A 25,004-nucleotide genomic window follows, 5' to 3' on the forward strand; every position below is an offset into this window, starting at 1 on the left:
GGAGGCGACTCCTTCCATGGGCCGCCTACCGGGTTAGCTGTCGGGTTCGGGCGGGTCGTGAGGAAGGGTTGCCCTACAGCCCGTCCCGAAGGGGAGGGCCGATTCACCCCAGAGTCTGTTGGGTCCCCGGCTCCGGCCGCTGTGCGGGCGCGCCGGACTCGGCGGAGGCCGCGCGGCCCGGCGACGTTCGCCGGTAGGAGGTCGTACGGCCTGCGCGGAACGGTAGCCAACTCGTGTGCCTGCTGTGAAGGTTGGCGGGTGATATGCCCGATACATTTCCGTGACCTTTCCGACAGCGCCCCCCCCGGCGGTCCCTCAGCGGTCCCTCAGTGGTCCCTCAGCGCTCCCTGCGCGTCGCTCGCCGTTGCCGAGCCTGCGCGGCGCGTGGCGGCCGGCGGCCGGTGTGATGTTCCGCGGGCGGCCCTCGGTTGTCAGTGGGGCGCCCTAGACTCGGAGAGCGATGAGCAGCCTCTTTGACGACAGCTTCCTGGCGGACCTCCAGGCCCCTCGCGGGCACGAGGAGGAACCCCCGCCGCCGCCCGAGGGCGATCACGTTCCGGAGTCGATCCCGGACGATCTGTTCGGCGGGAAGTTCGACGTGCCGCCGGACCGGTGGGGCTCCCCCCACTCGGGCGGGGCCGAGAGCGGGGGAGGCTACTACCGGGACGGCGCCCCCCGCCCGGTGGTCGACTCGGCCGCCCTCCTGGAAGGGCTGAACGACAACCAGCGCGCCGCCGTCGTCCACTCCGGCTCCCCCCTGCTCATCGTGGCCGGCGCCGGCTCCGGCAAGACCCGCGTGCTCACCCACCGCATCGCCTACCTGCTGGCCGAGCGGGGCGTGCACCCGGGCCAGATCCTCGCGATCACCTTCACCAACAAGGCCGCGGGCGAGATGAAGGAGCGCGTGGAGCAGCTGGTGGGCCCGCGCGCGAACGCGATGTGGGTGATGACCTTCCACAGCGCGTGCGTGCGCATCCTGCGCCGCGAGTCCAAGAGGCTCGGCTTCACCTCGTCGTTCTCGATCTACGACGCCGCCGACTCCAAGCGCCTGATGGCCCTGGTCTGCCGCGACCTGGACCTGGACCCCAAGCGCTTCCCGCCCAAGTCCTTCAGCGCCAAGATCAGCAACCTGAAGAACGAGCTGATCGACGAGGAGGACTTCGCCGCGCAGGCCTCCGACGGCTTCGAGAAGACCCTCGCGCAGGCCTACGCCCTCTACCAGTCGCGGCTGCGCGAGGCGAACGCCCTCGACTTCGACGACCTGATCATGACGACGGTCAACCTGCTGCGCGCCTTCCCCGACGTGGCCGAGCACTACCGCCGCCGCTTCCGCCACGTCCTGGTCGACGAGTACCAGGACACCAACCACGCGCAGTACGCCCTGGTCCGCGAGCTCGTCGGCACCTTCGAGCACCCGGTGGACGTGCCGCCCGAGGCCGAGGTGCCGCCCGCCGAGCTGTGCGTGGTCGGTGACGCCGACCAGTCGATCTACGCCTTCCGCGGCGCGACGATTCGCAACATCCTCCAGTTCGAGGAGGACTACCCGGACGCGACGACGATCCTGCTGGAGCAGAACTACCGCTCCACCCAGACGATCCTGTCCGCCGCCAACGCGGTCATCGAGCGCAACGAGTCCCGTCGCCCGAAGAACCTGTGGACCAACGCCGGCCAGGGCGCCCGCATCACCGGGTACGTCGCGGACACCGAGCACGACGAGGCCCAGTTCGTCGCCGACGAGATAGACCGCCTCACGGACGCGGGCGAGGCGAAGGCCGGCGACGTCGCCGTGTTCTACCGCACCAACGCCCAGTCCCGTGTCTTCGAAGAGGTCTTCATCCGCGTCGGCCTGCCCTACAAGGTCGTCGGCGGCGTCCGCTTCTACGAGCGCAAGGAGGTCCGGGACGTCCTGGCCTACCTGCGCGTCCTCGCCAACCCCGAGGACTCGGTCCCGCTGCGCCGCATTCTGAACGTGCCCAAGCGCGGCATCGGGGAGCGCGCGGAAGCGATGATCGACGCGCTCTCCCAGCGCGAGAAGATCAGCTTCCCGCAGGCGCTCAAGCGCGTCGACGAGGCGTACGGCATGGCCGCGCGGTCCACCAACGCGGTCAAGCGGTTCAACGCGCTGATGGAGGAGCTGCGCACCATCGTCGAGTCCGGCGCCGGACCGGCGACCGTCCTGGAAGCGGTGCTCGAACGCACCGGCTATCTCGCCGAGTTGCAGGCCTCCACCGACCCGCAGGACGAGACCCGCATCGAGAACCTCCAGGAACTGGCCGCCGTCGCCCTGGAGTTCGAACAGGAACGCGGCGAGGGGGAGACCGGCACGCTGGCCGACTTCCTGGAGCAGGTCGCGCTGGTCGCCGACTCCGACCAGATCCCCGACGAGGAGGACGGCGACGGCGTCATCACGCTGATGACCCTGCACACCGCCAAGGGCCTGGAGTTCCCGGTCGTCTTCCTCACCGGCATGGAGGACGGCGTCTTCCCGCACATGCGCGCCCTCGGCCAGACCAAGGAGCTGGAGGAGGAGCGCCGCCTGGCGTACGTCGGCATCACGCGCGCGCGGGAGCGGCTGTATCTCACCCGGTCCGCCATGCGCAGCGCCTGGGGACAGCCGCAGTACAACCCGCCGTCCCGCTTCCTGGAGGAGATCCCCGCGGCGTACGTCGACTGGAAGCGCACGGGCGCCGTCGCCGCCCCGGCGGGACCGGTCTCGGGCGTGGCGGCCTCGCTGTCGTCGTCCCGTTCGCGCTCCTCGGCGTCCGGCGCCTCCGGGTTCGCCACCCGCCGGACCGCGGAGAAGCCGGCGGTGTCCCTGGCCGTCGGCGACCGCGTCACCCACGACCAGTTCGGGCTCGGCACCGTCGTCGGGGTCAAGGGCACGGGCGCCAACGCCGAGGCGACGATCGACTTCGGCGACGCCAAGCCGAAGCGGCTGCTGCTGCGGTACGCGCCGGTCGAGAAGCTGTAGCGGCGCCCGCCGCCGTGACGCAATGACCGCAGTGACGCCGTGAGAAAGGCCCCCGCCGGACAGGGCGGGGGCCGTTCACACCGACGTGGTCAGGACGGGTCCAGCCCGTGGCTGCGCAGCCAGGACAGCGGGTCGATGGCCGCGCCGCCGCCCGGCCGGACCTCGAAGTGCAGGTGCGGGCCGGTGGAGTTGCCGGAGTTCCCGGAGAACGCGATCGGGTCGCCGGCCTTGACGGTCGTACCGGAGGCCACGCGGTAGCTGGAGAGATGGCAGTACCAGGTCTCCGTGCCGTCCTTCGCGGTCACGATCATCATGTTGCCGTAGGCGCTGTTCCACTCCGTGCGGACGGTGCCGTCGGTCGCGGCCATCACGGTCGAGCCGTACGAGACGGGGAAGTCGATGCCGGTGTGCAGCGACATCCAGTTGATGCCGGACTGGCCGTAGTAGGCGCTGAGTCCGTGCTGGGCGACCGGGAGGGCGAACTTCGGACGGAGCCGCTCCTTGCGGGCGGCCTCCTCGGCGGCCCGCCTGCGCTCGGCCTCCTGCTGCGCCTTGAGGTCGATGCGCTCCTGGGTGCGGCTGGCCCGGTCGGCGAAGTCGTCCGCCTCGGCGGACAGGCTCTCCAGCTGGGTGTCCAGCTTGTTGTTGGCGGTGGCCGGCTTCACCGGCTGGGCGTCGGCCGCGGTCGTCGAGGTCTCCTGCGCGTCCTCGGCGCCGAACGTGCCGACGGAGGCGGCGGCGATGCCCGCGACGCCCATGACGCACGCCGAGGGAACGGCCACGGTCAGCAGAGCGGAGCGCTTGGCGGGCGTACGGCGGCGGGAACGCGAGCCGCCGCGGGAGGCCGCGCGCGAGACGGGCTCGGAAGTGACCTCCTCCTGTCCGTCGAGCAGGCCGACGGCGGGGAGTTCACCGGTGGCGGCCAGACCGTCCTCCGGCAGGACGGTTTGCCCGTTCTCGTCGTAGGAGGCCCCGCCGTCGTAACCGGCCGGGTCGTCGTAACCGGCCGGGTCGTCGTAGCCGGAGGGGTCCTCGTACGACGTGGACTCGTCGTAGCCGGAGGCGTCCTCGTAGGCGGTGGACTCCTCGTACGTCACCTGGTCGAAGGTGGCGGTGGCCTGCTGCTGCTCGCTGTCGCCGCCGGCGGTGTTCCACTGGGTGGCGTCGTACGCGCCGGTGTCGAAGTGCTGCGTGCCCCACTCCCACTGCTGTGTCTGGTCGGCGGGGCCGCCGGACTGCTCGGGCTGGAGCCAGGCGCCCGCGTCCCACTGGCCGCTGGTGTCGGGCGCGGCGGTCTGGTGCGGAATGCCGGCGAGCTGCTGGTAGCCGGTGGACCAGGTGGTGGCGTCGTAGGCGCCGGTGTCGTAGGCGGCGTGGTGCTGGGCCGCGTACGGGTCTTGGTTCAGGGTCTCGTGACTGCCGGTGGACCACTGGGAGCTGTCGTACGCGCCCGTGTCGTGGCCGCCGGTCATGTCGCCGAAGAGGGGGTCCGCCTGGAAGGTGGTGGCGGAGGAGGCGGTGGGGTGGCCGCCGGTGTCGAAATCGGTGGCTGGATAGCCGCCGTATGTGGTGAAGTCCCCGTAAGGGGCTTCCTGGGTGCCGTACGACGCGTAGTGCGCCGAGGCGGCGTCGGAAGCCGGAGCCGGGGTGGTCATGCTCCCCGACGGGTGACGGTCGTTCACCAACTTCTCTTTCGCCTCGACAACAGGGGCTGCCAGAGCAGTGCGGCGACTGTACCCGGCGGTACGCGGGCACGACAATCTTCTGCAGGTTTCGTGCCTACGGGAAACGGGCATTCGGCCGTGTTTCGGGGGAGGGCGGGCACGAACTTTGGCTTTGTGTTCGAAGCGCGTTCGATGTCTGGTCATTGTCGGGTCGCTGTCCGGTCGCTGTCCGACCGCTCTCCGACACCGGTGAATCGGTTGTTCCGGTGAGGTGTTGATAGCCCGGGGGAGGGGCGCGAGGAAGGGGCGGGGGTCAGGCCACCGTCACGTCGTCGGTGTGCGCGGTGGCGTCCGCCCCGATTCGATGCGCCAGGTCGAGGGCCTGCCGTATCCCGGACGCGACGGCCGGGTGGACGGGCAGGGCGAGATGGCCGATCCCGGTCACCCGTATGTTCCGCGCGGACAGGTCCGGGTGGTCGAGGCGTGCGGCCTCCGGCGGGTCCATCACATGGTCGAGGTCGCTCCAGAAACTGACGAAGTGCGTACGGCAGCCGGGCGCGGGCGCGGCGAGTTCCTCGATCACCTCGGAGCCGGGGCGCATCTGCCGCACGATCGGATGGGCGTCGGCGAGCCGTGCGACCCGGGTGCCGGCGTGCGGGGTGCCGAGCGTGACGAGGGTGCGCACCCGCCGGTCGCCGCCGAGCCGCTGGACGTAGTACCGCGCGATCAGGCCGCCGAGGCTGTGGCCCACCACGTCCACGCGCGCGCTGCCCGTGCGCTCGCAGATCTCCTCGATGTGCCGGCCGAGCAGTGCGGCAGCGGTGCGGATGTCACAGGTCAGCGGTGAGTAGTTGAGCGATTCGACGCGCTGCCCGCCGTGCCGCGCCAGGCTGCGGCGCAGCAGGACGAACACGGAGCGGTTGTCGATGAAGCCGTGCAGCAGGACGACCGGGGGGCGGGACGGTGCCGGGAGCCGGGGTGTCGTCTCGGGGTCCGGCGGGGGCGCGGCGGGGAGCCGTCGCTCCTGGGTGATGCCGGACGGGTAGAGGAGCAGGTGCCCCGCGAGGATCGCGACCTCCAGGGCGGTCGCCTTCAGCAGAGCGGCGGAGAGGTCGGTCAGGCCGCCGGGGAGCAGACGCCGGCAGAACGGGGGGAGGGGCAGGGAAGGGCGTGCCAGGGAGGCGAGGGGCAGTGAAGGGAGGGCCAGGGGGAGGAAGGGCGGGAGTTCTCTGATGAGTCGTAAGGCCTTCATGGCCGACCTCCTGTCGGCACGCCGGAGGACGGCGCTGTCCCCCGTGTGCTGCCGAGGGATGCCGCCGGACTTCGGAGGAAGGCCGCACCGGCGGGCCGTGCGGTCTGCGGCGCGATGGTGCGGAGGGGTTCCGGCGGCTCCCGACGCGCAGGGTCCCGGGCCGGCCCGTGGGGCCTCGGCTGATGCGGCGGGTGGGCCGCCTGGGCTCGGAACGGTGCGCTGCGAATGTGTCCCACGTGTGATTTCCCCCTCGCTCTCCACCGCGAAACTGCCGGTTGCGGGATGCTGGCGATAACGTTCGTTCACTTCCCCGGTCGGTGCGGGACGGGGGTGTCCGTGCCGTGGTGGCGCCCCCGGACGGTGGGCGGCGGACCGCGCGGTACGCGCGCAACGAATGTGTGATATGCGCCACATGTACGGCATATGTCATGTGTGCGGTACTTGTCGGTACGGATGGATGTAGTCGCTTCATGGAGGCAGTGATGGGTGTGGCAGCCGGTCCGATCCGCGTGGTGGTCGCCAAGCCGGGGCTCGACGGCCACGATCGGGGAGCCAAGGTGATCGCGCGGGCGCTGCGCGACGCCGGTATGGAGGTCATCTACACCGGGCTCCACCAGACCCCCGAGCAGATCGTCGACACCGCGATCCAGGAGGACGCCGACGCGATCGGCCTGTCCATCCTGTCCGGCGCGCACAACACGCTGTTCGCGGCGGTGATCGACCTGCTCAAGGAGCGCGACGCGGCGGACATCCTGGTCTTCGGCGGGGGGATCATCCCCGAGGACGACATCCCGCCGCTGAAGGAGAAGGGCGTCGCGGAGATCTTCACGCCCGGTGCGACGACCGCGTCGATCGTGGAGTGGGTGCGCGCCAACGTGCGGCAGCCGGCCGGGGCGTAGCGCTTCGGCGGGCGGGCTGACGGGCGGGCTGAGGGCGCGGCCGGGGGCGCTGCTGTAGCAGCGGCTGGTGCTGCCGTGGCCGCCGCGGTTGCGGCGGCTTCTGCGGCTGTTGGGGTTGGTGCGGCCTGTGCGTGCCCCGGCGGCCCCGTCGCCGGCTCGCCCACGTCCGGGAAGAGCCGTCGTTCTGCCAGGGCCCCGGCCCAGGCCCCGACCGGGCTCAAACTCAGGCACCGCTCGGGCCGCAGGCGCCGTCCGGGCCGCCGTCTCCTTCCGGGCCGCAGTCGTCGGCCGGCCCCGGGCCCAGCTCCTCGGCCATCGCGGCCCGTAGCCGCAGTGTGGTCACCAGCCGCTGGAACGCCTCGGCCCAGTACCCGCCCGCCCCCGGCGAGGCATCCTCCGCTTCCTCCGGTGCGGCCAGGAGAGCGTCGAGGCGGCTCGCCTCGGACGGGTCCAGGCAGCGCTCGGCCAGCCCCATCACCCCGCTGAAACTCCACGGGTAACTGCCCGCGTCCCGGGCGATGTTGAGCGCGTCGACCACAGCCCGCCCCAGCGGCGCGGCCCACGGCACCGCACACACGCCGAGCAGCTGGAACGCCTCCGACAGACCGTGTGCCGCGATGAACCCGGCCACCCATTCGGCCCGTTCGCGCGCGCTCAGCGTGCCCAGCAGCTGGGCGCGCTCGGCCAGGGACACCGCCCCCGGGCCGCCCGCCTCGGGTGAGGACGGCGTACCGAGGAGCGCCCGCGCCCACTCGGCGTCCCGCTGCCGCACCGCCGCCCGGCACCAGGCCGCGTGCAGCTCGCTGCGCCAGTCGTCGGCCACCGGCAGCGCCAGGATCTTTCGCGGTGTCCGGCCGCCCAGCCGCGCCGGCCAGGTCGCGAGCGGCGCCGCTTCCACCAACTGCCCGAGCCACCATGACCGTTCACCCCGTCCCGTGGGTGCCTTGGCGACCACACCGTCGCGCTCCATGCTCGCGTCGCACTCGTGCGGGGCCTCGACGACCAGGCGCGGACCGTCCCCGGTGTGGTCGACGGCGACGCAGGCCGCCGCGCGGACCGCCATCCGCCCGGCGAGCGAGGAGCCCGGCAGCGCGGACAGCAGTTCCGCCGCCGTCGCCCGGACGTTGCGGCTGCGGTCGGCGAGCGCCTGTTCCAGGAAGGGCTCGTCGTCCGGGCCGAGTCCGGTGCGCAGCGAGTCGAGGAACATCAGCCGGTCCTCGGCGCGTTCCGCCGGCCAGGTGCCGGACAGCAGGTCGCGGGCCGCCGCCGGGTCCTGCGCGCGTATGGCCGCCAGCAGGGCGACCCGCTCCGCGAACAGGCCCTCCTGCCACAGCCGCCGCACCCGGTCCGTCTCCTCCGGCCGTGGCAGCGCCGCGTCGCCGCCCGGTGCCGAGCGCAGCACGAACCGCCAGTCCGGGTTGAGCCGCGCGAGCCACAGGGCGCGCGGGCCCGCGAACGCCAGCGCCGCCGGCCGCAGATCCGTCCGGCCCCGCGCCGCGTCGAGCAGCGCGGGCAGCGCCTGCGGGGGCGCCGCGAAACCACGGGCGTTGGCCATGGCCAGCCACTGGGGCAGCAGCTCCATCAGATCCGGTGCGGTCCCCCTGCGTCCGCCGCCCGCTGCGGCGGAGCGGTCGGCCAGCAGCATCGCGAGCCTGCGCGCCGCCGCCGCGGGCAGTGCGGGACGCGGGTCCTCGGGCGCCGGTTTTGGACGCTCGGCCGCCCGCGCGGGTCGCAGCCCGGCACGCCGCCGTACGGTCTCCACCGCCGCCGCGTCCAGCAGCGCCGCCGGTGCCTGCGGACCAGGGGCGATGCCGGGTGGCGTACGCCGCTCCGTGCCGAGCAGCGCGGCGGTCACAAGCTCCTCCCAGACGCCCGGTGCGGGCGCTTGCGCGGGAGCGGAGGTCCTGGTCACGAGGTTCCTTTCGGCCGAGCGCGGGCGGAGTGGCAGGGGACGGGGGCGGAGGCGGGTCGGAGTGGCGGGGTCGGGGCCGGGTCGGAGCGGCGGAGGACGCGGGCGGGGTCGGGGGCGGAGCCGGGTCGGGTATCCCGCGGCGCGGGACGGATGCCCGCCTGCGGCGGGGGAGGAAGACCGTCAGCGAAGGGCGAGACGTCCGCGAGGGGCGAGGACGTCTGGCGTGGAGCGAGGACGTCTGCGGTGCGTCGGGAGCCGTGCGGTCACGACAGCGGCACCGCCTCGCCCGCCCCCTGCGGCCAGGCGGTCAGCGGGGTGAAGCCCTGGTGGCCGCACTCGCCGAAGACCGTCACCGGGGCTCCGCCCGAGAGGGCGACCAGGCGCCACAGGCCCGGCCGGGAGCGGGCCGAGGGGGTCAGCGGCAGGGCCGTGTCCTCGTGCGCGTCCGCCAGCTGCCAGGAGTCGCCGTCCGGTATCGGCACGACCCGTTCCAGGGTCACCGGGACGGCGTCCAGCCACGGATCGTCCCGCAGCGCCTCGCCGTACCGGGCCGCCGCCTCACTGGTCGTCACCCCCGGCGGGCGGGTCGCCGTCGGCTCGGGTGCCGTGAACCGCTCGCCCAGGGCGCCCCGCAGCCGGCCGGCGCCCGGATAGGCGGACACCTCGGCCTCCAGGGCGAGCCCGACCGGCAGCGCCAGGTCGGGGGCGCGGCCGGCGGCGCCGTACGACAGGAGCAGCGTGGTGCGGTGCGACCGCGTCCCGTACAGCCAGATGCGGCGGGTGGTCAGACGGGTGTCCGCCACGTCGTACTGGGCGAGGACCAGCCAGCTGTCGCGCACCGGCGGGCCGTCGGCCGGGGCGGTGAGGCCGACCCGGGAGCGGACCGTCGCCGCCAGTCCGTCCGGCAGGCGCTCACGGCGCAGCCAGCCCTGGTCGAGGAGGTGCAGCAGCGCGCACTCCTCCAGCAGCCGCACCGGCCAGCCGGGACCGGACGCCGGGATCGCCCCCAGTTCCCGCACGCGCGAGGCGAGCCCTGGGGCCTGGGCGTCGACCATCCGGGCCGCCGTCTCCTCCCACAGGCCGTACCCCGCCTCCTCGGCCGCGGCCAGGCCGCCGCGCAGCAGGTCCGCCAGCCGCTGTTCCAGTTCCGTGGCCCCCGCGGTGATCCGCTGGGCCCGGCGCTCCGCCCGCCGCCGCGCCGCCCCCGGACCGGCCGCGTCGGTCACGTCGGGCGAGGAGCCGCCGGCGTCCGCCGTGCGCCGGTGCGCCGCACGCTCTCTTCGCCCCGCCGACCACGCCGCGGCCCAGTCCGGTGTCCGCCCCGGCGCCTGCGGGACCTCTCCGGCGGACCACAGCAGCATCAGCCCCAGCGCGTGCTTGCAGGGGGACTTCGGGCTCGGACAACTGCACGCGTACGCGGGACCGGACGCGTCCGCGACCTCCACGGCCGTCCGGTACGGCGTGCTCCCGCTCCCCTTGCACAGCCCCCACACCATTCCCTCGTCCGTCCCCGTCCCGGACCACGGCCCGGCCGCCCCGAGCCTGCCGCCCGCTTCGCGTGACGCCGGATCAGGTGCCAGTGCCAGCACCTGGTCCGCCGTCCAGCGCACCCCCTGCTGAGTCATGCCACCGACGGTAGATCCCCCCACTGACAATCGGTCCCGCGAGCGCCGCCGCGAGGGCGTTTGCGCAGGTCGGAACGGATTGTCAGTGGCGTGGTGCACGGTTGTGGTCAGACCGAACCGGCAGAGCTGGAGGGGGATTGGCCGTGCCTGTGTCCGTGGAACCTTCATCCGTGCGACCGACCGAGAGCGAGACCGGCCAGAGCGGCGAGGCGTTGCGGCCGCACGCCGAGCACGCCTTCGCGGACGAACTGGCGGCGCTGGCGGCACAGGACGACCGTCCGCGCCCGGCCCGCTGGAAGCTGTCGCCGTGGGCCGTCGCGACGTACCTGCTCGGCGGCACCCTGCCGGACGGCACGGTGATCACACCGAAGTACGTGGGCCCGCGCCGCATCGTGGAGGTCGCCGTCTCCACGCTCGCCACCGACCGCGCCCTGCTCCTGCTCGGCGTGCCCGGCACCGCCAAGACCTGGGTGTCCGAGCATCTGGCGGCGGCGGTCAGCGGCGACTCCACCCTGCTGGTGCAGGGCACGGCCGGCACACCGGAGGAAGCGATCCGCTACGGCTGGAACTACGCGCAACTGCTCGCCCACGGCCCGAGCCGCGACGCGCTCGTCCCCGGCCCCGTCATGCGGGCCATGGCCGAGGGCATGACGGCCCGCGTCGAGGAGCTGACGCGTATCCCGGCCGACGTGCAGGACACCCTCATCACGATCCTGTCCGAGAAGACCCTGCCGATACCGGAGCTGGGCGAGGAGGTGCAGGCCGTCCGCGGCTTCAACCTGATCGCCACGGCCAACGACCGCGACCGCGGGGTCAACGACCTGTCCAGCGCCCTGCGCCGCCGCTTCAACACGGTGGTGCTGCCGCTGCCGGCAAGCGTCGAGGCCGAGGTCGACATCGTCGCCCGGCGCGTCGACCAGATCGGCCGCTCCCTCGACCTGCCGGCCGTGCCCGACGGCATCGACGAGATCCGCCGCGTCGTGACCGTCTTCCGTGAACTGCGCGACGGGGTCACCGCCGACGGCCGCACGAAGGTGAAGTCGCCGAGCGGCACGCTCTCCACCGCCGAGGCGATCTCCGTCGTCACGGGCGGTCTCGCGCTCGCCGCCCACTTCGGTGACGGCGTGCTGCGGCCCGGGGACGTCGCGGCGGGCATCCTCGGCGCCGTCGTCCGCGACCCGGCGGCCGACCGCGTCGTCTGGCAGGAGTACCTGGAGACGGTGGTGCGCGAACGCGACGGCTGGACCGATTTCTACCGGGCGTGCCGGGAGGTGAGCGCGTGAACCGCTACGGGAGCAACGCAAGCAACGGGATCAACGGCAGGGGCGACGGCGGCGACGACAGCGGGGGGAACGCCGTGCACGGCGGCGGTACGGACCGGGTGAGCGTGCTCGCGGTGCCCGACGACGACCTGGGATGGCCGCGGCGGCGAGGGGGACGGAATGCCGGGCGCCGAGGAGACTGAGCGGCGGGCCGGGACCGGCCGGCGCGGGCGGGCCGCTGCCGCCGAGCCGCTGCTGCTGGGCGTACGGCACCACGGCCCCGGCTCGGCACGGGCCGTACGGGCGGCGCTGGACGCGGCGCTGCCCCGTGCGGTGCTGATCGAGGGCCCGCCCGAGGCGGACGCGCTGATCCCGCTGGCCGCCGACGAGGAGATGCGGCCGCCGGTCGCCCTCCTCGCCCACGCCGTGGACGAACCCGGCCGGTCGGCGTTCTGGCCGCTGGCCGAGTTCTCGCCGGAGTGGGTCGCCCTCCGCTGGGCCCTGGACCACGGCGTCCCCGCCCGCTTCATCGACCTGCCGGCCACGCACACCCTGGCGTGGAGCGCGGAGGGCGCGGAGGGCGAGGAGGGCGAGGGGGGTGCGGAGGGCGAGGAGGGTCCCGAGGGCGGGGAGACGGCCGAGCGACGGACGGCGGAGCAGCCGGACCCGCTCGCGGACGTACCGCCGGACCCGCCCGCGGAGGCACCGCCGAGGGCGCCCGCGGACGTCCCGCCGAGTGCGTGCACGGACGACCCGTCGGACGTGCCCGCTGACGTGCCCACGGCCACGCCCGGCGCCGAGGTGCGGGTCGATCCGCTCGCGGTGCTCGCCGGGGTCGCCGGATACGACGACCCGGAGCGCTGGTGGGAGGACGTGATCGAGCACCGGGGGCCCGGCGCCGCGGGGGACCCCTTCGCGCCGTTCACCGCGCTGGAGGAGGCCATGGGGTCGCTGCGGGAGGTGTACGGCAGCGGAGGCCACGACCGGGACCTCGTGCGCGAGGCGTACATGCGGCTCCAGGTGCGCGCCGCGCAGCGCGAGTTCGGGGGCGGCGTGGCCGTGGTCTGCGGGGCCTGGCACGTGCCCGCGCTGCGCCGGAGGACCACGGTCACGGCCGACCGGGCGCTGCTGAAGGGGCTGCCCAAGGTCAAGACGGATCTGACGTGGGTGCCGTGGACGTACCGCCGGCTGGCGAGGGCCGGCGGGTACGGGGCGGGCATCGACTCGCCGGGGTGGTACGGGCATCTGTTCGCCGCGCCGGACCGGCCCGTCGAGCGGTGGATGACCAAGGTGGCGGGGCTGCTCCGCGAGGAGGGCCGGATCGTCTCGGCGGCGCATGTCATCGAGGCGGTGCGGCTGGCGGACACGCTCGCCGCGCTGCGGGGCCGCCCGCTGCCCGGACTGGGCGAGACGACCGACGCCGTGCGCGCGGTGATGTGCGACGGCTCGGACGTGCCGCTGGCGCTGGTGCGTGACCGCCTGGTGGTGGGGGACGCCATGGGAGAGGTGCCGCCGACGGCTCCCGCGGTGCCGTTGCAGCGGGACCTCGCCCGGCTCCAGCGCGGACTGCGGCTCAAGCCGGAGGCGCAGGAACGCGAGCTGGAGCTGGACCTGCGCAAGGAGACGGACGCCGGCCGCAGCCGGCTGCTGCACCGGCTGCGACTGCTGGGGGTGCCGTGGGGGGAGCCGGCCGTCTCGCGCGGCGGCACCGGCACCTTCCGCGAGACCTGGCGGCTGCGCTGGGAGCCGGACCTGGCGGTGCGGGTCGCCGAGGCGGGCGTGTGGGGGACGACGGTGCTCGGCGCGGCGACCGCCAAGGCGGAAGCCGACGCCGTCGCCGGCCAGGACCTCGCCGAGGTCACCGCGCTCGCCGAGCGCTGCCTGCTGGCCGGACTGCCGGACGCGCTGCCCGCGGTGATGCGGATACTCGCCGACCGGGCGGCGCTCGACACCGACGTGGGCCGTCTCGCCGAGGCGCTGCCGGCCCTGGTCCGCTCCCTGCGGTACGGCGATGTGCGCGGCACGGACACCCGGGCGCTGGCCGGGGTCGCCGCCGGCCTCGCCGACCGCGTCTTCGTCGGCCTGCCCCCGGCCTGCGCCGCGCTCGACGCGGAGGCGGCGGAGGAGATGCGGCGCCATCTGGACGCGGTGCACGGGGCGGTGGGACTGCTCGCCGAGACGGCCGCCCGACGGCCCGCCACGAGCGGCTCCACCTCCGAGGCTCCGGGGACGACCGACCCGGCACCTCGCCCAGCCCTCGCCGATCCGTCCCCGACCCCCGCGGACCCCTCCCCGACCCCCGCCGACCCGCCCCCGACCCCCACCGGTCTTCGTCCGCGCTGGCAGGCCGTGCTGCGGGGGTTGTCCGGGCGGGACAGGGTGCCGGGGGTCATTCGGGGCCGGGCGGTGCGGTTGTTGCTGGACGACGGGGTGCTGGAAGCGGGGGAGGCGGCGCGGCTGATGGGGCTCGCCCTGTCGCCGGGGACGGCGCCGGGTGGCGCGGCGGCGTGGATCGAGGGCTTCGTCGGGGGCGGCGGAGGCGGAATGCTGCTGGTGCACGACGAGCGGCTGCTCGGCCTGGTCGACACCTGGCTGACCCGGGTGCCGGCGGACGCGTTCACGGATGTGCTGCCGCTGCTGCGGCGGACCTTCTCCGCGTACGAGGCGGGGGTGCGCAGAACCCTCGGCGAGCTGGTGAGGCGCGGGCCCGGGGCACGGGGGAGCGTCGCCGGGACGGGCGCCGGTCTGCCCGGCTTCGCCGCGGAAGGGGACCTCGCGCGGGCGGACGCCGTGGTGCCGGTGGTGCGGTTGCTGCTGGGCCTCGCCGAGGACGGGAGCCGAACCGGCGCCGGGGACGACCGGCTCGTGGAGGTGGACGCATGACGACGCAGGCGGGCGACGCGGCCCAAGAGCGGCTGCGGCGGTGGCGGCTGGTGCTCGGCGGCGAGGCGGCCGACGGCACCGGCCACGCCCTCACCGGACGGGACGCCGCGATGGACGGCGCGCTGTCCGCGCTGTACGGGAAGGGGGACAGACCCGCGGCGGGCCGGGAACGCACGGCGGGGCTCGGGGCGTCGGCGCCGGCCGTGGCGCGGTGGCTGGGGGACATCCGGACGTACTTCCCCGCCTCCGTCGTCCAGGTGATGCAGCGTGACGCCATCGACCGGCTCGGGCTGTCCACGCTGCTGCTGGAGCCGGAGATGCTGGAGGCGGTGGAGCCCGATGTGCACCTCGTCGGCACGCTGCTGTCGCTGAACAAGGCGATGCCGGAGGAGACGAAGGAGACGGCTCGGGCGGTCGTCCGCAAGGTCGTCGACGACCTGGAGCAGCGGCTCGCCACCCGCACCCGGGCCACCCTGACCGGCGCGCTCGACCGCAGCGCGCGGGTGCACCGGCCGCGCCACCACGACGTCGACTGGAACCGTACGATCGCGGCCAACCTCAAGCACTATCTGCCGGAGCACGGCACGGTCGCGCCCGAGCGGCTGATCGGATACGGGCGGGCGGGGCGCTCCGTGCGCAAGGACGTCGTCCTGTGCGTCGACCAGTCCGGGTCGATGGCGGCATCCGTCGTCCACGCCGCGGTGTTCGGGGCGGTGCTGGCGTCGATGCGCTCGATCAGCACCCGGCTCGTCGTCTTCGACACGGCGGTCGTCGACCTCACCGACCAGCTAGACGACCCGGTCGACGTGCTGTTCGGCACCCGGCTCGGCGGCGGCACGGACATCAACCGGGCGCTGGCGTACTGCCAGTCGCGCATCACCCGGCCCACGGAGACGGTGGTCGTGCTGATCAGCGACCTCTACGAAGGCGGCATACGCGGCGAGATGCTGAAGCGGGTCGCGGCGATGCAGGCGGCGGGGGTCCGGTTCGTGACGCTGCTCGCGCTGTCCGACGAGGGGGCGCCCGCGTACGACCGGGATCACGCGGCGGCGCTCGCGGCGCTCGGCGCGCCGGCCTTCGCCTGTACGCCCGATCTGTTCCCGGAGGTGATGGCGGCGGCGATCGAGAAGCGCCCGCTGCCGATACCGGACACGGCGTGACGAGCGGGAACCGGGGGAGGAGACCGGCCTGAAACGGGACATGACTACCCATCGGTAACGGAGGGCTTGCGTAACCTCGGGAGTCCCGTGCAAGGATCGACGCCGCCCACCGGCTTCTCATGCCCGGTCCCGTCTCGTCCCGCCGCACGGGAGGAACCTCCCCCTCTTGACTTGGTCAGCAGCCCTGCCCGGTGCCGCTGTGCGTGTGCTGCGCGCGGCGGCCGGGCGGCGTGCGCTCCAGCTGGCCCTGCTGGTGGGCGGGTTGTTCGTGCTGGGGACGCTCTGCGGGGCGCGGGCCGAGGCGGCGGCGCAGGGAGCATCCCTGGGGTCGAGGGCCGCGGCGGTCACGGACGTACTGCCGGACGTGAACTCCCCGCTCGGCACGGCCCCCGGAGACACCGGGCCGCGCAGCGGGAGCGAGCTGCGCACCGGAAGTGAGCCGCACGCCGGAAACGAGCCGCGCACCCGGTCGTCGGCCGGGACCGAGGCCGGGGCCGGGGCCGGGGTGGAGCCCCTCACCGAGGCGAAGTCGGCCGTCGAGGCCGTGTCCGGTCATGTCGTGCGGCCCGTCTCGGACGCCGTGACGTCCGTGACCGAGCGCCTGTCCGACGGGCAGACGGCGACGCCGTCCCTGCCTTCCCGGCCCTCCCTGCCCTCGCTTCCCGGTCTCCCCGAGCACCCGTCCCTGCCGGACCTGCCCCAGTTGCCCCAGTTGCCCCAGTTCCCGGAGCAGACCCTTCCGGCACCGGACGACGTGCGGCCCCTCCCGCTTCCGTGGCCCCACCCCGAGCCCCTGCCCCGGCCCGTGCCGGGCGCGCAGGCTCCGGAGGCCCTCCCGGGCGGCGCTGAGGACGCGCCCTCCGCGACGCCGGCCACCCCCGGCACGCCGAAGGCGGCCCCGCGGCACAAGCCCCGGCGGATCACCCCCACGGCCCCCGCCTCCCCCACCTCGGCGGCGGCCCGCACGGCCGCACGCGCGGCGGCCCCCGCGCAGCACGACCCGACCGGCACCGGTCACGCCCCCGCCCACCCCGCGCCCGCGGGGGGCGACAGCGGTGTGCTCGGCAGCCGCACGGCCGCGGACAACGGCGGTCCGCGGCACGGTGACGCGTACGCGATGACGGCGGAGCACACGGCTCCGCTGCGGCCTCTGCCCGGCGTCGCGGCCTGGGCCCGCGCGGGCGAGGCGCGGGACCGGTACCAGGACATTCCCGTATTCCCGGGCTAGGGCAGGCCTTTTCCCCCGCCTGACCTGCCGCGCGGGGGCGGACCAGGTCTGCCCACTCACCCGGAGTTCCCACCTCCGGAATGTCCCCAAGCCCGGAGTCCCGACGGATTCCCCGGCGTCTCGGAACCCCAAAGGATCAGACGCACGCAATGAACAAGCACATCCGCCGCTCGATCGTCATCGCCGCCGGCGTCACGGGCGCCTGGGCGCTCGGCTCCACGTACGCGAGCGCCGACGAGCTGCCCGCCTCCTCCCTCTCCGCCCCGGACGCGGCCGACGCCGAGGGCACCCTCGCCGCGGTCACCGGCGACGTCACCGACACGGTCGAAGGAACCCTGTCGGACACCCTCGGCACGGCCCGGAACACGGTCGGGGCCACCGCCTCCCCCCTCACCGGAACCGTCTCGGACACCGCGACCACCCTCACGAACACCGCGACCACCGCGAACGCGGCCACCGCCACCGCCACCCGGAAGACCCCGGCCGTCTCCCCCGAGGACCAGGCCCGCCGCTACATCGACGCCGAGGTCTCCGTCCCGAAGACCGGCAAGGCCGACAAGGCGAACCAGGCCGCCAAGGCCGCCAAGGCCACGAAGGTCCGCGGCGCCGAGGCCATCCAGGGCGCCCAGGCCGCCCGCGCCGCCGCGCAGTCCCAAACGGCCGCCGCCGACGCGCTCCCGGACGCGCCCACCTCCCCCCAGGACGTGATCGACTACCTCTTCGGCCCCCTCTCCGCCTTCGCGCCCGAGCTGGAGAAAGCCCTCGCCGCCGCCCAGACCCGCCTCCAGGGCACGCAGTCGGCGGCGCGGAGCCAGGCGCAGGGCGTCGACGGCGTCGTACGGACGAAGGCGCGCTACGCGGTCGCCGGCGCGGGTCGCACGGCCGACGCCGCGCAGGACACCGCCAGGGCCGCCCTGCACGGGACCCAGGCCCGGACCGCGGCCGCCGCGACGGCGGTCCGGGGCGAGGCGGGCACGGTGCGCACGGCCGCCGAGGCGTCCGTCTCCGCTGTCCCGAGCCATGTCACCGGCGCCGCCGACGGCGTCCGGCAGCAGGTCGTCGGCACGGTCAGCACCGCCTCCGGCAAGGTGAGCACCGTACGCGCCACCGCGTCCACCACCGCCGACACGGCGCACACGACCGCCCACGCGGCCGCCCGCACCGCCACCGACACGGCCCACACCACCGTCACCGCCCTCCCCGGCACGGTCACCCCCGTCGTCCAGGAGACCGCCGCCTCGGCGACCCCTCCGCTGGCCGCCTCCGCGGTCCGGGGCGTGCGGCCGGTCGCCGAGGCTGCCGTGAGCGGGCTGCAGCCCGTCGCCGCCCACGCCGTGCGGGGCGTCCAGCCGGTCGTCACGGACGCCGTGCACGGGGTCACCCCCGTCGCCGGGCGGGCCGTGGCCGGTGCCACCCCGGTGGTCACGGGCGCGGTGCACGACGTGACCCCGGTGGCGGGGCAGGCCGTGCAGGGGGTGACGCCGGTCGTCACGGACGCCGTCGAGGGCCTCACCCCGGTCGCCGGCCAGGCCGTCGCGGGCGTCGGGGCCACCGCGTCGCACGCCGTGGACGCGGCCACCGCACTCGCCTACGGCGTGGTCGCCGACGTCCAGCCCGTCGCGCACGGGGTCGCCCAGGGCGTGCGGCCGGTCGCCGCCCACGCCGTGCGGGACGTCCAGTCGGTCGTCACGGACGCGGTGCAGGGGGTCACCCCGGTGGCCGGGCAGGCCGTCGACGGGGTGACGCCGGTCGCCGCCGGTGCCGTGGCCGACGTCGGGTCGGTCGCCGGGGGCGCCGTGACCGGTGTCCGGCCGGTGGCCGGCGGGATCGTCGCGGACGTGCCCGGCTACGCGACGGGCGTGGTCGCGGACGTCCCGCCGTACGCCGCCGGGCTCGCCGGTCAGGCCGTCGCGGACGCCACCGGGGCGGTGCTGCCGCCGCTGGCGCACACCGTCGTGGACGGCGTCGTGCCGGTCGCCGGGCAGGCCGTCGCGGACGCGGGCGGACTGGCGTACGGCGTGACGGGCGACGTGCATTCCTTCGGGGCGGGTGTCGCCGCGGACGTGGCGCCGTTCGGGTACGGGGTCGCCGGGCAGGCGGGTCGCTTCGCGCGGGGCGTCACCGACGAGGTGCCACCGTTCGCCGAGGGCGTCACGGACGCCGTCCGGCCGGTCGTGGACGCCGTCCACGACATCGCGCGGCCGGTCGCCGACGGCGTCGGCGGCAGCGTCACCGGCCTGGCCCACGGCGTCACGGAGGACGTGACCCCGTTCGCGTACGGCGTGACGGGCGAGGCCGCCCCGTTCGCGTACGGCGTGGCGGGCGACGTGGCCCCGTTCGCCGACGACCTCACCGGGACCGCGCACTCCGCCGGCGGCTCCCTCGCCGGCCACGCGGTCACGGGCGCCGAGGGCGTGGCCGGCTCCGCCACCCCCGGCTGGGCCCCGGACACCGGCGACCTGCCCACCCCCCACGCAGGCCCGTACGGCACCCACGGCGCCCACCACACGTACGGCGGCGCCCAGGACGCGTACGGCCCCCACGACACGTACGGCGTCTGAGGACCCCGCCGTACCCGGATCCGCCGGGTCCGCGGTCCGCACCGCCGAAAGCCGTCGGCCGGACGGGCCGCACCCCCGGCGGACAGGGCCCGTCGCTCCCCGTAGGGGCGGGGACCGACGGGCCCGAGTCCCGGCCGGACGCGTGCCGCGCCCCGGCCGGGGCCGGAACAAGGGAACCTCACCGGGCCGGCCCCAACCCGGTGAGGTTCCGCCCCGGCCGCCCCGGTCCCGCACCGGTCCCGCACCACTTCCGACACCCGGTGCCACCGATCGCGGCATCATGTGACAGGTATCACCGCTCGGGTGTGACCCGCGATTTAGAACGCCCCCGCAACCGGCGATAACCTGCGAGACGGACATGCCGCGCGCTCGGACACCGTGTGCGCCTCCCTTGTGACAGCGGACGTCACGTTGCCCTTCGCGGCACGCCCACGCATCCAACGAACCGCGAGATCACTGATAGGGACGGAAGCGCGTGGACCTGTTCGAGTACCAGGCGAGGGACCTCTTCGCCAAGCACGATGTACCGGTGCTGGCCGGTGAAGTCATCGACACGCCTGAGGCGGCGCGCGAGATCACCGAGCGTCTGGGCGGCAAGTCCGTCGTCAAGGCGCAGGTGAAGGTCGGTGGTCGCGGCAAGGCCGGTGGCGTGAAGCTGGCCGCCACTCCGGACGAGGCCGTCGCCCGTTCGACGGACATCCTCGGCATGGACATCAAGGGCCACACGGTCCACAAGGTCATGATCGCCGAGACCGCTCCGGAGATCGTCGAGGAGTACTACGTCTCCTTCCTCCTCGACCGTGCCAACCGCACCTTCCTGTCCATCGCCTCCGTCGAGGGCGGCATGGACATCGAGGAGGTGGCGGCCACCCGTCCGGAGGCCGTCGCCAAGACGCCGATCGACGCGATCGACGGCGTGACCCCGGAGAAGGCCCGCGAGATCGTCGAGGCCGCCAAGTTCCCGGCCGAGGTGGCCGACAAGGTCGCCGACGTGCTGGTCAAGCTGTGGGACGTCTTCATCAAGGAGGACGCCCTCCTGGTCGAGGTGAACCCGCTGGCCAAGGTCGCCTCCGGCGACGTCATCGCCCTCGACGGCAAGGTGTCGCTGGACGACAACGCCGAGTTCCGCCACCCGGACTTCGAGGCGCTGCACGACAAGGCGGCGGCCAACCCGCTCGAGGCCGCGGCCAAGGAGAAGAACCTCAACTACGTCAAGCTCGACGGTGAGGTCGGCATCATCGGCAACGGCGCGGGTCTCGTCATGAGCACCCTGGACGTCGTCGCGTACGCCGGTGAGAAGCACGGCAACGTCAAGCCGGCCAACTTCCTGGACATCGGTGGCGGCGCCTCCGCCCAGGTCATGGCCAACGGTCTTGAGATCATCCTCGGCGACCCGGACGTCAAGTCCGTCTTCGTCAACGTCTTCGGTGGCATCACCGCCTGCGACGAGGTCGCCAACGGCATCGTCCAGGCCCTGAAGCTGCTGGAGGACCGCGGCGAGCAGGTCACCAAGCCGCTGGTCGTCCGTCTCGACGGCAACAACGCCGAGCTCGGCCGCCAGATCCTCACGGACGCCGACCACCCGCTGGTGCAGCGCGTCGACACCATGGACGGCGCGGCCGACAAGGCCGCCGAGCTGGCCCACGCCGCCAAGTAAGCACTCAGGACGAGGACACCACACACCATGGCTATCTGGCTCAACAAGGACAGCAAGGTCATCGTCCAGGGCATGACCGGCGCCACGGGCATGAAGCACACCAAGCTCATGCTCGGTGACGGCACCAACGTCGTGGGCGGCGTGAACCCGCGCAAGGCGGGTCAGACCGTGGACTTCGACGGCACCGAGGTACCCGTCTTCGGGACCGTCAAGGAGGCCATCGAGAAGACCGGCGCCAACGTCTCCGTCATCTTCGTGCCGGAGAAGTTCACCAAGGACGCGGTCGTCGAGGCCATCGACGCCGAGATCCCGCTGGCCGTCGTGATCACGGAGGGCATCGCCGTGCACGACACGGCCGCCTTCTGGGCGTACGCCGGCAAGAAGGGCAACAAGACCCGCATCATCGGCCCGAACTGCCCCGGCATCATCACGCCGGGCCAGTCCAACGTCGGCATCATCCCGGGCGACATCACCAAGCCGGGCCGCATCGGCCTGGTCTCGAAGTCCGGCACGCTGACGTACCAGATGATGTACGAGCTGCGCGACATCGGCTTCTCGACCGCCGTCGGCATCGGTGGTGACCCGATCATCGGCACCACCCACATCGACGCCCTGGCCGCCTTCCAGGAGGACCCGGAGACCGACCTCATCGTGATGATCGGTGAGATCGGCGGCGACGCCGAGGAGCGGGCCGCGGCCTTCATCAAGGACAACGTGACCAAGCCGGTCGTCGGCTACGTCGCGGGCTTCACCGCCCCCGAGGGCAAGACCATGGGCCACGCGGGCGCCATCGTCTCCGGCTCGTCCGGCACCGCCCAGGCGAAGAAGGAGGCCCTGGAGGCCGCCGGCGTCAAGGTCGGCAAGACCCCGACCGAGACGGCGAAGCTGGCGCGCGAGATCCTCGCCGGCTGACATCCGCCGACCCGGCACCCGCACATCGGCAGGCCCGTCCCCCGCGCGGGGGCGGGCCTGCCGCCGTTCCGCCCGCCTGCCCTACGGGACCGGTGCTACCGGGCTCGCGTCCCGGCGCCACCGGGTCCGCGGGACCGCGTCACCGGGCGTGCGGGACCCGCGCCACCGGGCCCGCGGGATCGCGTCACCGGGCGTGCGGGATCCGGGCCACCGAGCCCGCGAACCGGCGTCACCGGGCCCACGTGATCGACGTCACCAGGCGTGCGGACCCGCCGCGTCACCGAGCCCGCGGACCCGCGTCAGGCCTGCGGGACCCGCGAAACCGACCCCCGCGGACCCGCGTCACCAAGCCTGCGGCACCAGCCGCTCCGGCCCGGTCACCGTCTCCTCGCGCAGCTTCTCCCGCACCCACAGCTCCCGCTCCGACAGCGGCCCCGGTGCCGCCCGAGGCGGCACCCCGCGGACCGTCTCGCCCGGCGGCACCGGCGGCTCGTACCGCGTGGGAGCCGTCCGCAGCGTCAGCGCGGTCGCCCCGATCAGGGTGACCGTGAAGGCGATGGCGGCCCGGGTCCAGAACCGTGCCCGGCGCTCGCTGCCGCCGCGCACCGCCGGGGGCCGCGCGGCGCGCAGCCGCTCGCTGGACGCCAGCTCGGCGAGCCGCCGGTGCAGCACGGCCGGATCCGCCAGCTCGGGCAGCCGCTCGGCCACGGCCTCCCGCGCGTGCAGCAGCCGCATCGCCGTCGCCGGGGTGCTGGCCTCCGTCTCGGCCGCGGTCTCCGGCAGCCCGAGCCCCACCCCGTCGTGCAGCACGAGGGTGCGCCGGTACGGCGCCGGAAGCGTCAGCAGGACGTTCAGCAGCGCCCGGTCCAGCACGTCCGCGGGCGGCGGCTCGGGATGGCGGTAACGGGGGCGGAAGCGATGCCAGGGGGAGAGCGCGTACTCGTACACCGCCGCCCGCACCCAGCCCGCCGGATCCCGGTCGACGGCCACCTCCGGCCACCGCTGCCAGGCCAGCTCGAACGCCCGTTCCACGGACTCGCGGGCCAGCTCGCGCCGCCCGGTGAGCAGATACGCCTGCCGGACCAGCGCGGGCGCGCAGAAGGCGTACAGGGCGTCGAAGGCCTGGGCGGGGGTGAGGGGCGCGGCACCGTCGGGCAGCGCGGCCGGCTCCCCGGCGCGCAGGCCCGTGTGACCGGCCGTCACTTCCCCTCCGGCCGCCGCGTCGTGCACGGGCAAAGGGCCCGACTCGGCCAGTTCGGCCAGCAGTCTGGCGTACGTCTCGCGCCCGCGGCCGTGGGGAGCGGTGCGGCCGGACTCCCACGCGCGCAGGGTTCCCCGGCCGACGCCGACGCGCGCCGCGAGCTGAGCCTGCGTCAGCCCCCCGGTTTCGCGCAGCCGTCGGCGCTCCTTGGGCGGGGGGAGCGGGGTTGCGGGATGCCGCGTCACCGGTCGCGCCTCCGTACGAAAAACCACATAAGCACATATTGAGTGACACGGCGGAGGTTCGCCTGTTACGCCGGAAAAGCGCGTGTCGTTGGGAGCATGACGGGCGTGAACCGGATGACCGACCGTCGCTCGTCACCGTCGCCCCTGCTCACCCCGGTGCGGGGCCGCTCGCCCGGACTCGCCGCCGGCCTGGCGGGCGGCGCCCTCGCGGCCGGGCTGGGGCTCGGCTCGTTCGCCGTCCTGGTGATGATGCTGTGGATCAGCTCGCCGTACCCCGACAGCGGGCCCGGCGGCGCCCTGCACGTCGTCGCCGCGCTGTGGCTGCTGGCGCACGGCGCGGACCTGGTCCGCACCGACACCCTCTCCGGTGTCCCCGCCCCGGTCGGCGTCACGCCCCTGCTGCTGCTCGCCCTGCCCGCCTGTCTGCTGCACCGCGCGGCACGCGACGCGGTGGACGGCGCCGACGGGACCGACGGGACCGACGGAACGGACGGGACCCACGGGACGGGCCGGATCGGCGGCGCGGAGGGGACGCACGGGCCGGGGGCCGGGGCGCGGACCGCGTGGGCCGGGGTGGTGCTCGGCTATCTCACCGTCGGCGGCGCCGTCGCCGCGTACGCGGCGGGCGGCGCGCTGCGCCCCTCCTGGCTGTGGACCGGACTGACCGTGCCCCTGGTCGTGATCCTGGCCTCCGGAACCGGCGCGTGGAGGGCGTACGACCGACCCCGCGGCCCTCTGGACGGCGCACCCGCGCTGCTGCCGGGCGGCCTGTGGCGCCTCCTGTTCCCGGCCCCCGGGCGGCCGGGCCGGGTTCGCCTGCGACTCGCGGCGCGGGCCGCCGCGGCCGGGACCGCGGCCCACGTCGGGGGCGGCGCGCTGCTGGTGGCGGTCTCGCTGGTGTGGCACGGGGGCGCGGCTCGGGTGGCGTTCGCGCAGCTCACGGAGGGCTGGTCGGGGCGGTTCGCGGTGCTCCTGCTCTGTCTGGCGCTGGTGCCGAACGCCGCGGTGTGGGGCATGGCCTACGCCCTCGGCCCCGGCTTCGCCCTCGGCGCCGGGCAGGTCACGGGCCCGCTGTCCGCCGCGCCCGCCCCGCTGCTGCCGCCGTTCCCGCTGCTGGCGGCCGTACCGGAGGCCGGTCCCGGCACGCCGCTGCACTGGGCGGCGGGCGCGGTGCCGGTCGCGGCCGGGGCGACGGTGGGCTGGTTCGCGGGCCGGGCGGGCGGGGACGGCTGGTCGCGGGGCCGGGCCGCGCTGTGCGCGCTGGGCGCCGCCGCGCTGTGCGCCCCGGCGCTCGCCCTGCTGGCGGGGCTGGCGGGCGGACCGCTCGGCGTCGGCAGGCTGGCCCACTTCGGCCCGGTGTGGTGGCAGGTGGGCGCGGCGGGGGCGCTGTGGACGGCGGCCGTCGGGATGCCGGTGGCCTGGGCGGTACCCACCTGGCGCGACCGGCGCGCGCGGCGCCCGCAGCCCGACACCACCCGCACCGGCCCGTCCTCCACGCCGTCCACGTCAGCCACGTGAACCACGTCCGGCGCATCGGCCAGCCGCACGACGAGCCCTACGACCAGGAACTCC

Annotated in this window: 15 protein-coding genes and 1 riboswitch; of the genes, 10 read left to right on the forward strand and 5 right to left on the reverse strand. The window is 74.7% G+C overall.

Annotated features, from left to right (window positions below):
- Positions 1–6: 6 nt before the first annotated feature.
- Positions 7–174: riboswitch (cyclic di-AMP (ydaO/yuaA leader) on the reverse strand.
- Between the two features lie 286 nt (positions 175–460).
- Entirely contained in the window at positions 461–2,971 is a 2,511-nt protein-coding gene (gene pcrA, locus G7Z13_RS21485) for a DNA helicase PcrA (protein ID WP_166001709.1), read from the forward strand.
- Between the two features lie 89 nt (positions 2,972–3,060).
- Here the strand turns inward: pcrA and G7Z13_RS21490 are convergent, their stop codons facing one another.
- Together G7Z13_RS21490 and G7Z13_RS21495 are read right to left on the reverse strand one after the other, a co-directional pair.
- Positions 3,061–4,767: a M23 family metallopeptidase gene (locus G7Z13_RS21490; protein WP_166001711.1), complete on the reverse strand. Its 1,707-nt coding sequence runs from the start codon at positions 4,765–4,767 to the stop codon at positions 3,061–3,063.
- 181 nt (positions 4,768–4,948) lie between these two features.
- Positions 4,949–5,887 carry an alpha/beta fold hydrolase gene (locus G7Z13_RS21495; protein WP_166001713.1) on the reverse strand — a complete coding sequence of 313 codons (939 nt, stop codon included), beginning with the start codon at positions 5,885–5,887 and terminating at the stop codon, positions 4,949–4,951.
- 482 nt (positions 5,888–6,369) lie between these two features.
- Here G7Z13_RS21495 and G7Z13_RS21500 point away from each other — a divergent pair, with 482 nt between their 5' ends.
- Positions 6,370–6,786, forward strand: coding sequence for a cobalamin B12-binding domain-containing protein (locus G7Z13_RS21500; RefSeq protein WP_166001715.1), 417 nt, complete (start codon positions 6,370–6,372; stop codon positions 6,784–6,786).
- Between the two features lie 223 nt (positions 6,787–7,009).
- Here G7Z13_RS21500 and G7Z13_RS21505 read toward each other — a convergent pair whose 3' ends face one another.
- Both G7Z13_RS21505 and G7Z13_RS21510 read right to left on the reverse strand, forming a co-directional pair.
- Complete coding sequence (locus G7Z13_RS21505) at positions 7,010–8,698, reverse strand: DUF5691 domain-containing protein (protein ID WP_166001717.1); 1,689 nt, start codon at positions 8,696–8,698, stop codon at positions 7,010–7,012.
- Between the two features lie 263 nt (positions 8,699–8,961).
- Positions 8,962–10,323, reverse strand: a complete 1,362-nt coding sequence (locus G7Z13_RS21510; protein WP_166001719.1) for an SWIM zinc finger family protein — start codon at positions 10,321–10,323, stop codon at positions 8,962–8,964.
- 143 nt (positions 10,324–10,466) lie between these two features.
- Here G7Z13_RS21510 and G7Z13_RS21515 point away from each other — a divergent pair, with 143 nt between their 5' ends.
- From G7Z13_RS21515 to sucD, 7 genes are all read left to right on the forward strand, one after another.
- Positions 10,467–11,606: an AAA family ATPase gene (locus tag G7Z13_RS21515; RefSeq protein ID WP_206313120.1), complete on the forward strand. Its 1,140-nt coding sequence runs from the start codon at positions 10,467–10,469 to the stop codon at positions 11,604–11,606.
- Positions 11,607–11,765: 159 nt separating this feature from the next.
- On the forward strand, positions 11,766–14,468 hold the full coding sequence (locus G7Z13_RS21520; protein ID WP_240926293.1) for a DUF5682 family protein: 2,703 nt from the start codon (positions 11,766–11,768) through the stop codon (positions 14,466–14,468).
- Positions 14,465–15,628 carry a VWA domain-containing protein gene (locus G7Z13_RS21525; protein WP_166001723.1) on the forward strand — a complete coding sequence of 388 codons (1,164 nt, stop codon included), beginning with the start codon at positions 14,465–14,467 and terminating at the stop codon, positions 15,626–15,628. Before G7Z13_RS21520 ends, G7Z13_RS21525 begins: the two co-directional genes overlap by 4 nt.
- A gap of 166 nt (positions 15,629–15,794) precedes the next feature.
- Positions 15,795–16,856, forward strand: a complete 1,062-nt coding sequence (locus G7Z13_RS21530) for a hypothetical protein (protein ID WP_165994893.1) — start codon at positions 15,795–15,797, stop codon at positions 16,854–16,856.
- Between the two features lie 149 nt (positions 16,857–17,005).
- Positions 17,006–19,417 carry a hypothetical protein gene (locus tag G7Z13_RS33770; RefSeq protein WP_240926294.1) on the forward strand — a complete coding sequence of 804 codons (2,412 nt, stop codon included), beginning with the start codon at positions 17,006–17,008 and terminating at the stop codon, positions 19,415–19,417.
- 475 nt (positions 19,418–19,892) lie between these two features.
- Positions 19,893–21,074, forward strand: coding sequence for an ADP-forming succinate--CoA ligase subunit beta (gene sucC / locus G7Z13_RS21540; RefSeq protein ID WP_166001725.1), 1,182 nt, complete (start codon positions 19,893–19,895; stop codon positions 21,072–21,074).
- A gap of 27 nt (positions 21,075–21,101) precedes the next feature.
- Positions 21,102–21,986 (forward strand): succinate--CoA ligase subunit alpha, encoded by an 885-nt coding sequence (gene sucD, locus G7Z13_RS21545; RefSeq protein ID WP_166001727.1) that lies wholly within the window; start codon positions 21,102–21,104, stop codon positions 21,984–21,986.
- 342 nt (positions 21,987–22,328) lie between these two features.
- On the opposite strand, the gene G7Z13_RS21550 is transcribed toward sucD, so the two are convergent.
- The gene (locus tag G7Z13_RS21550; protein WP_166001729.1) at positions 22,329–23,432 is read right to left on the reverse strand and encodes a helix-turn-helix domain-containing protein; all 1,104 of its coding nucleotides are present in this window, start codon (positions 23,430–23,432) and stop codon (positions 22,329–22,331) included.
- Positions 23,433–23,528: 96 nt separating this feature from the next.
- On the opposite strand from G7Z13_RS21550, the gene G7Z13_RS21555 reads away from it, so the two are divergent.
- The gene (locus tag G7Z13_RS21555; protein WP_346767996.1) at positions 23,529–24,950 is read left to right on the forward strand and encodes a DUF6350 family protein; all 1,422 of its coding nucleotides are present in this window, start codon (positions 23,529–23,531) and stop codon (positions 24,948–24,950) included.
- The last annotated feature ends 54 nt before the right edge of the window (positions 24,951–25,004 follow it).

It is taken from the genome of Streptomyces sp. JB150, assembly GCF_011193355.1.
GTDB lineage: Bacteria > Actinomycetota > Actinomycetes > Streptomycetales > Streptomycetaceae > Streptomyces.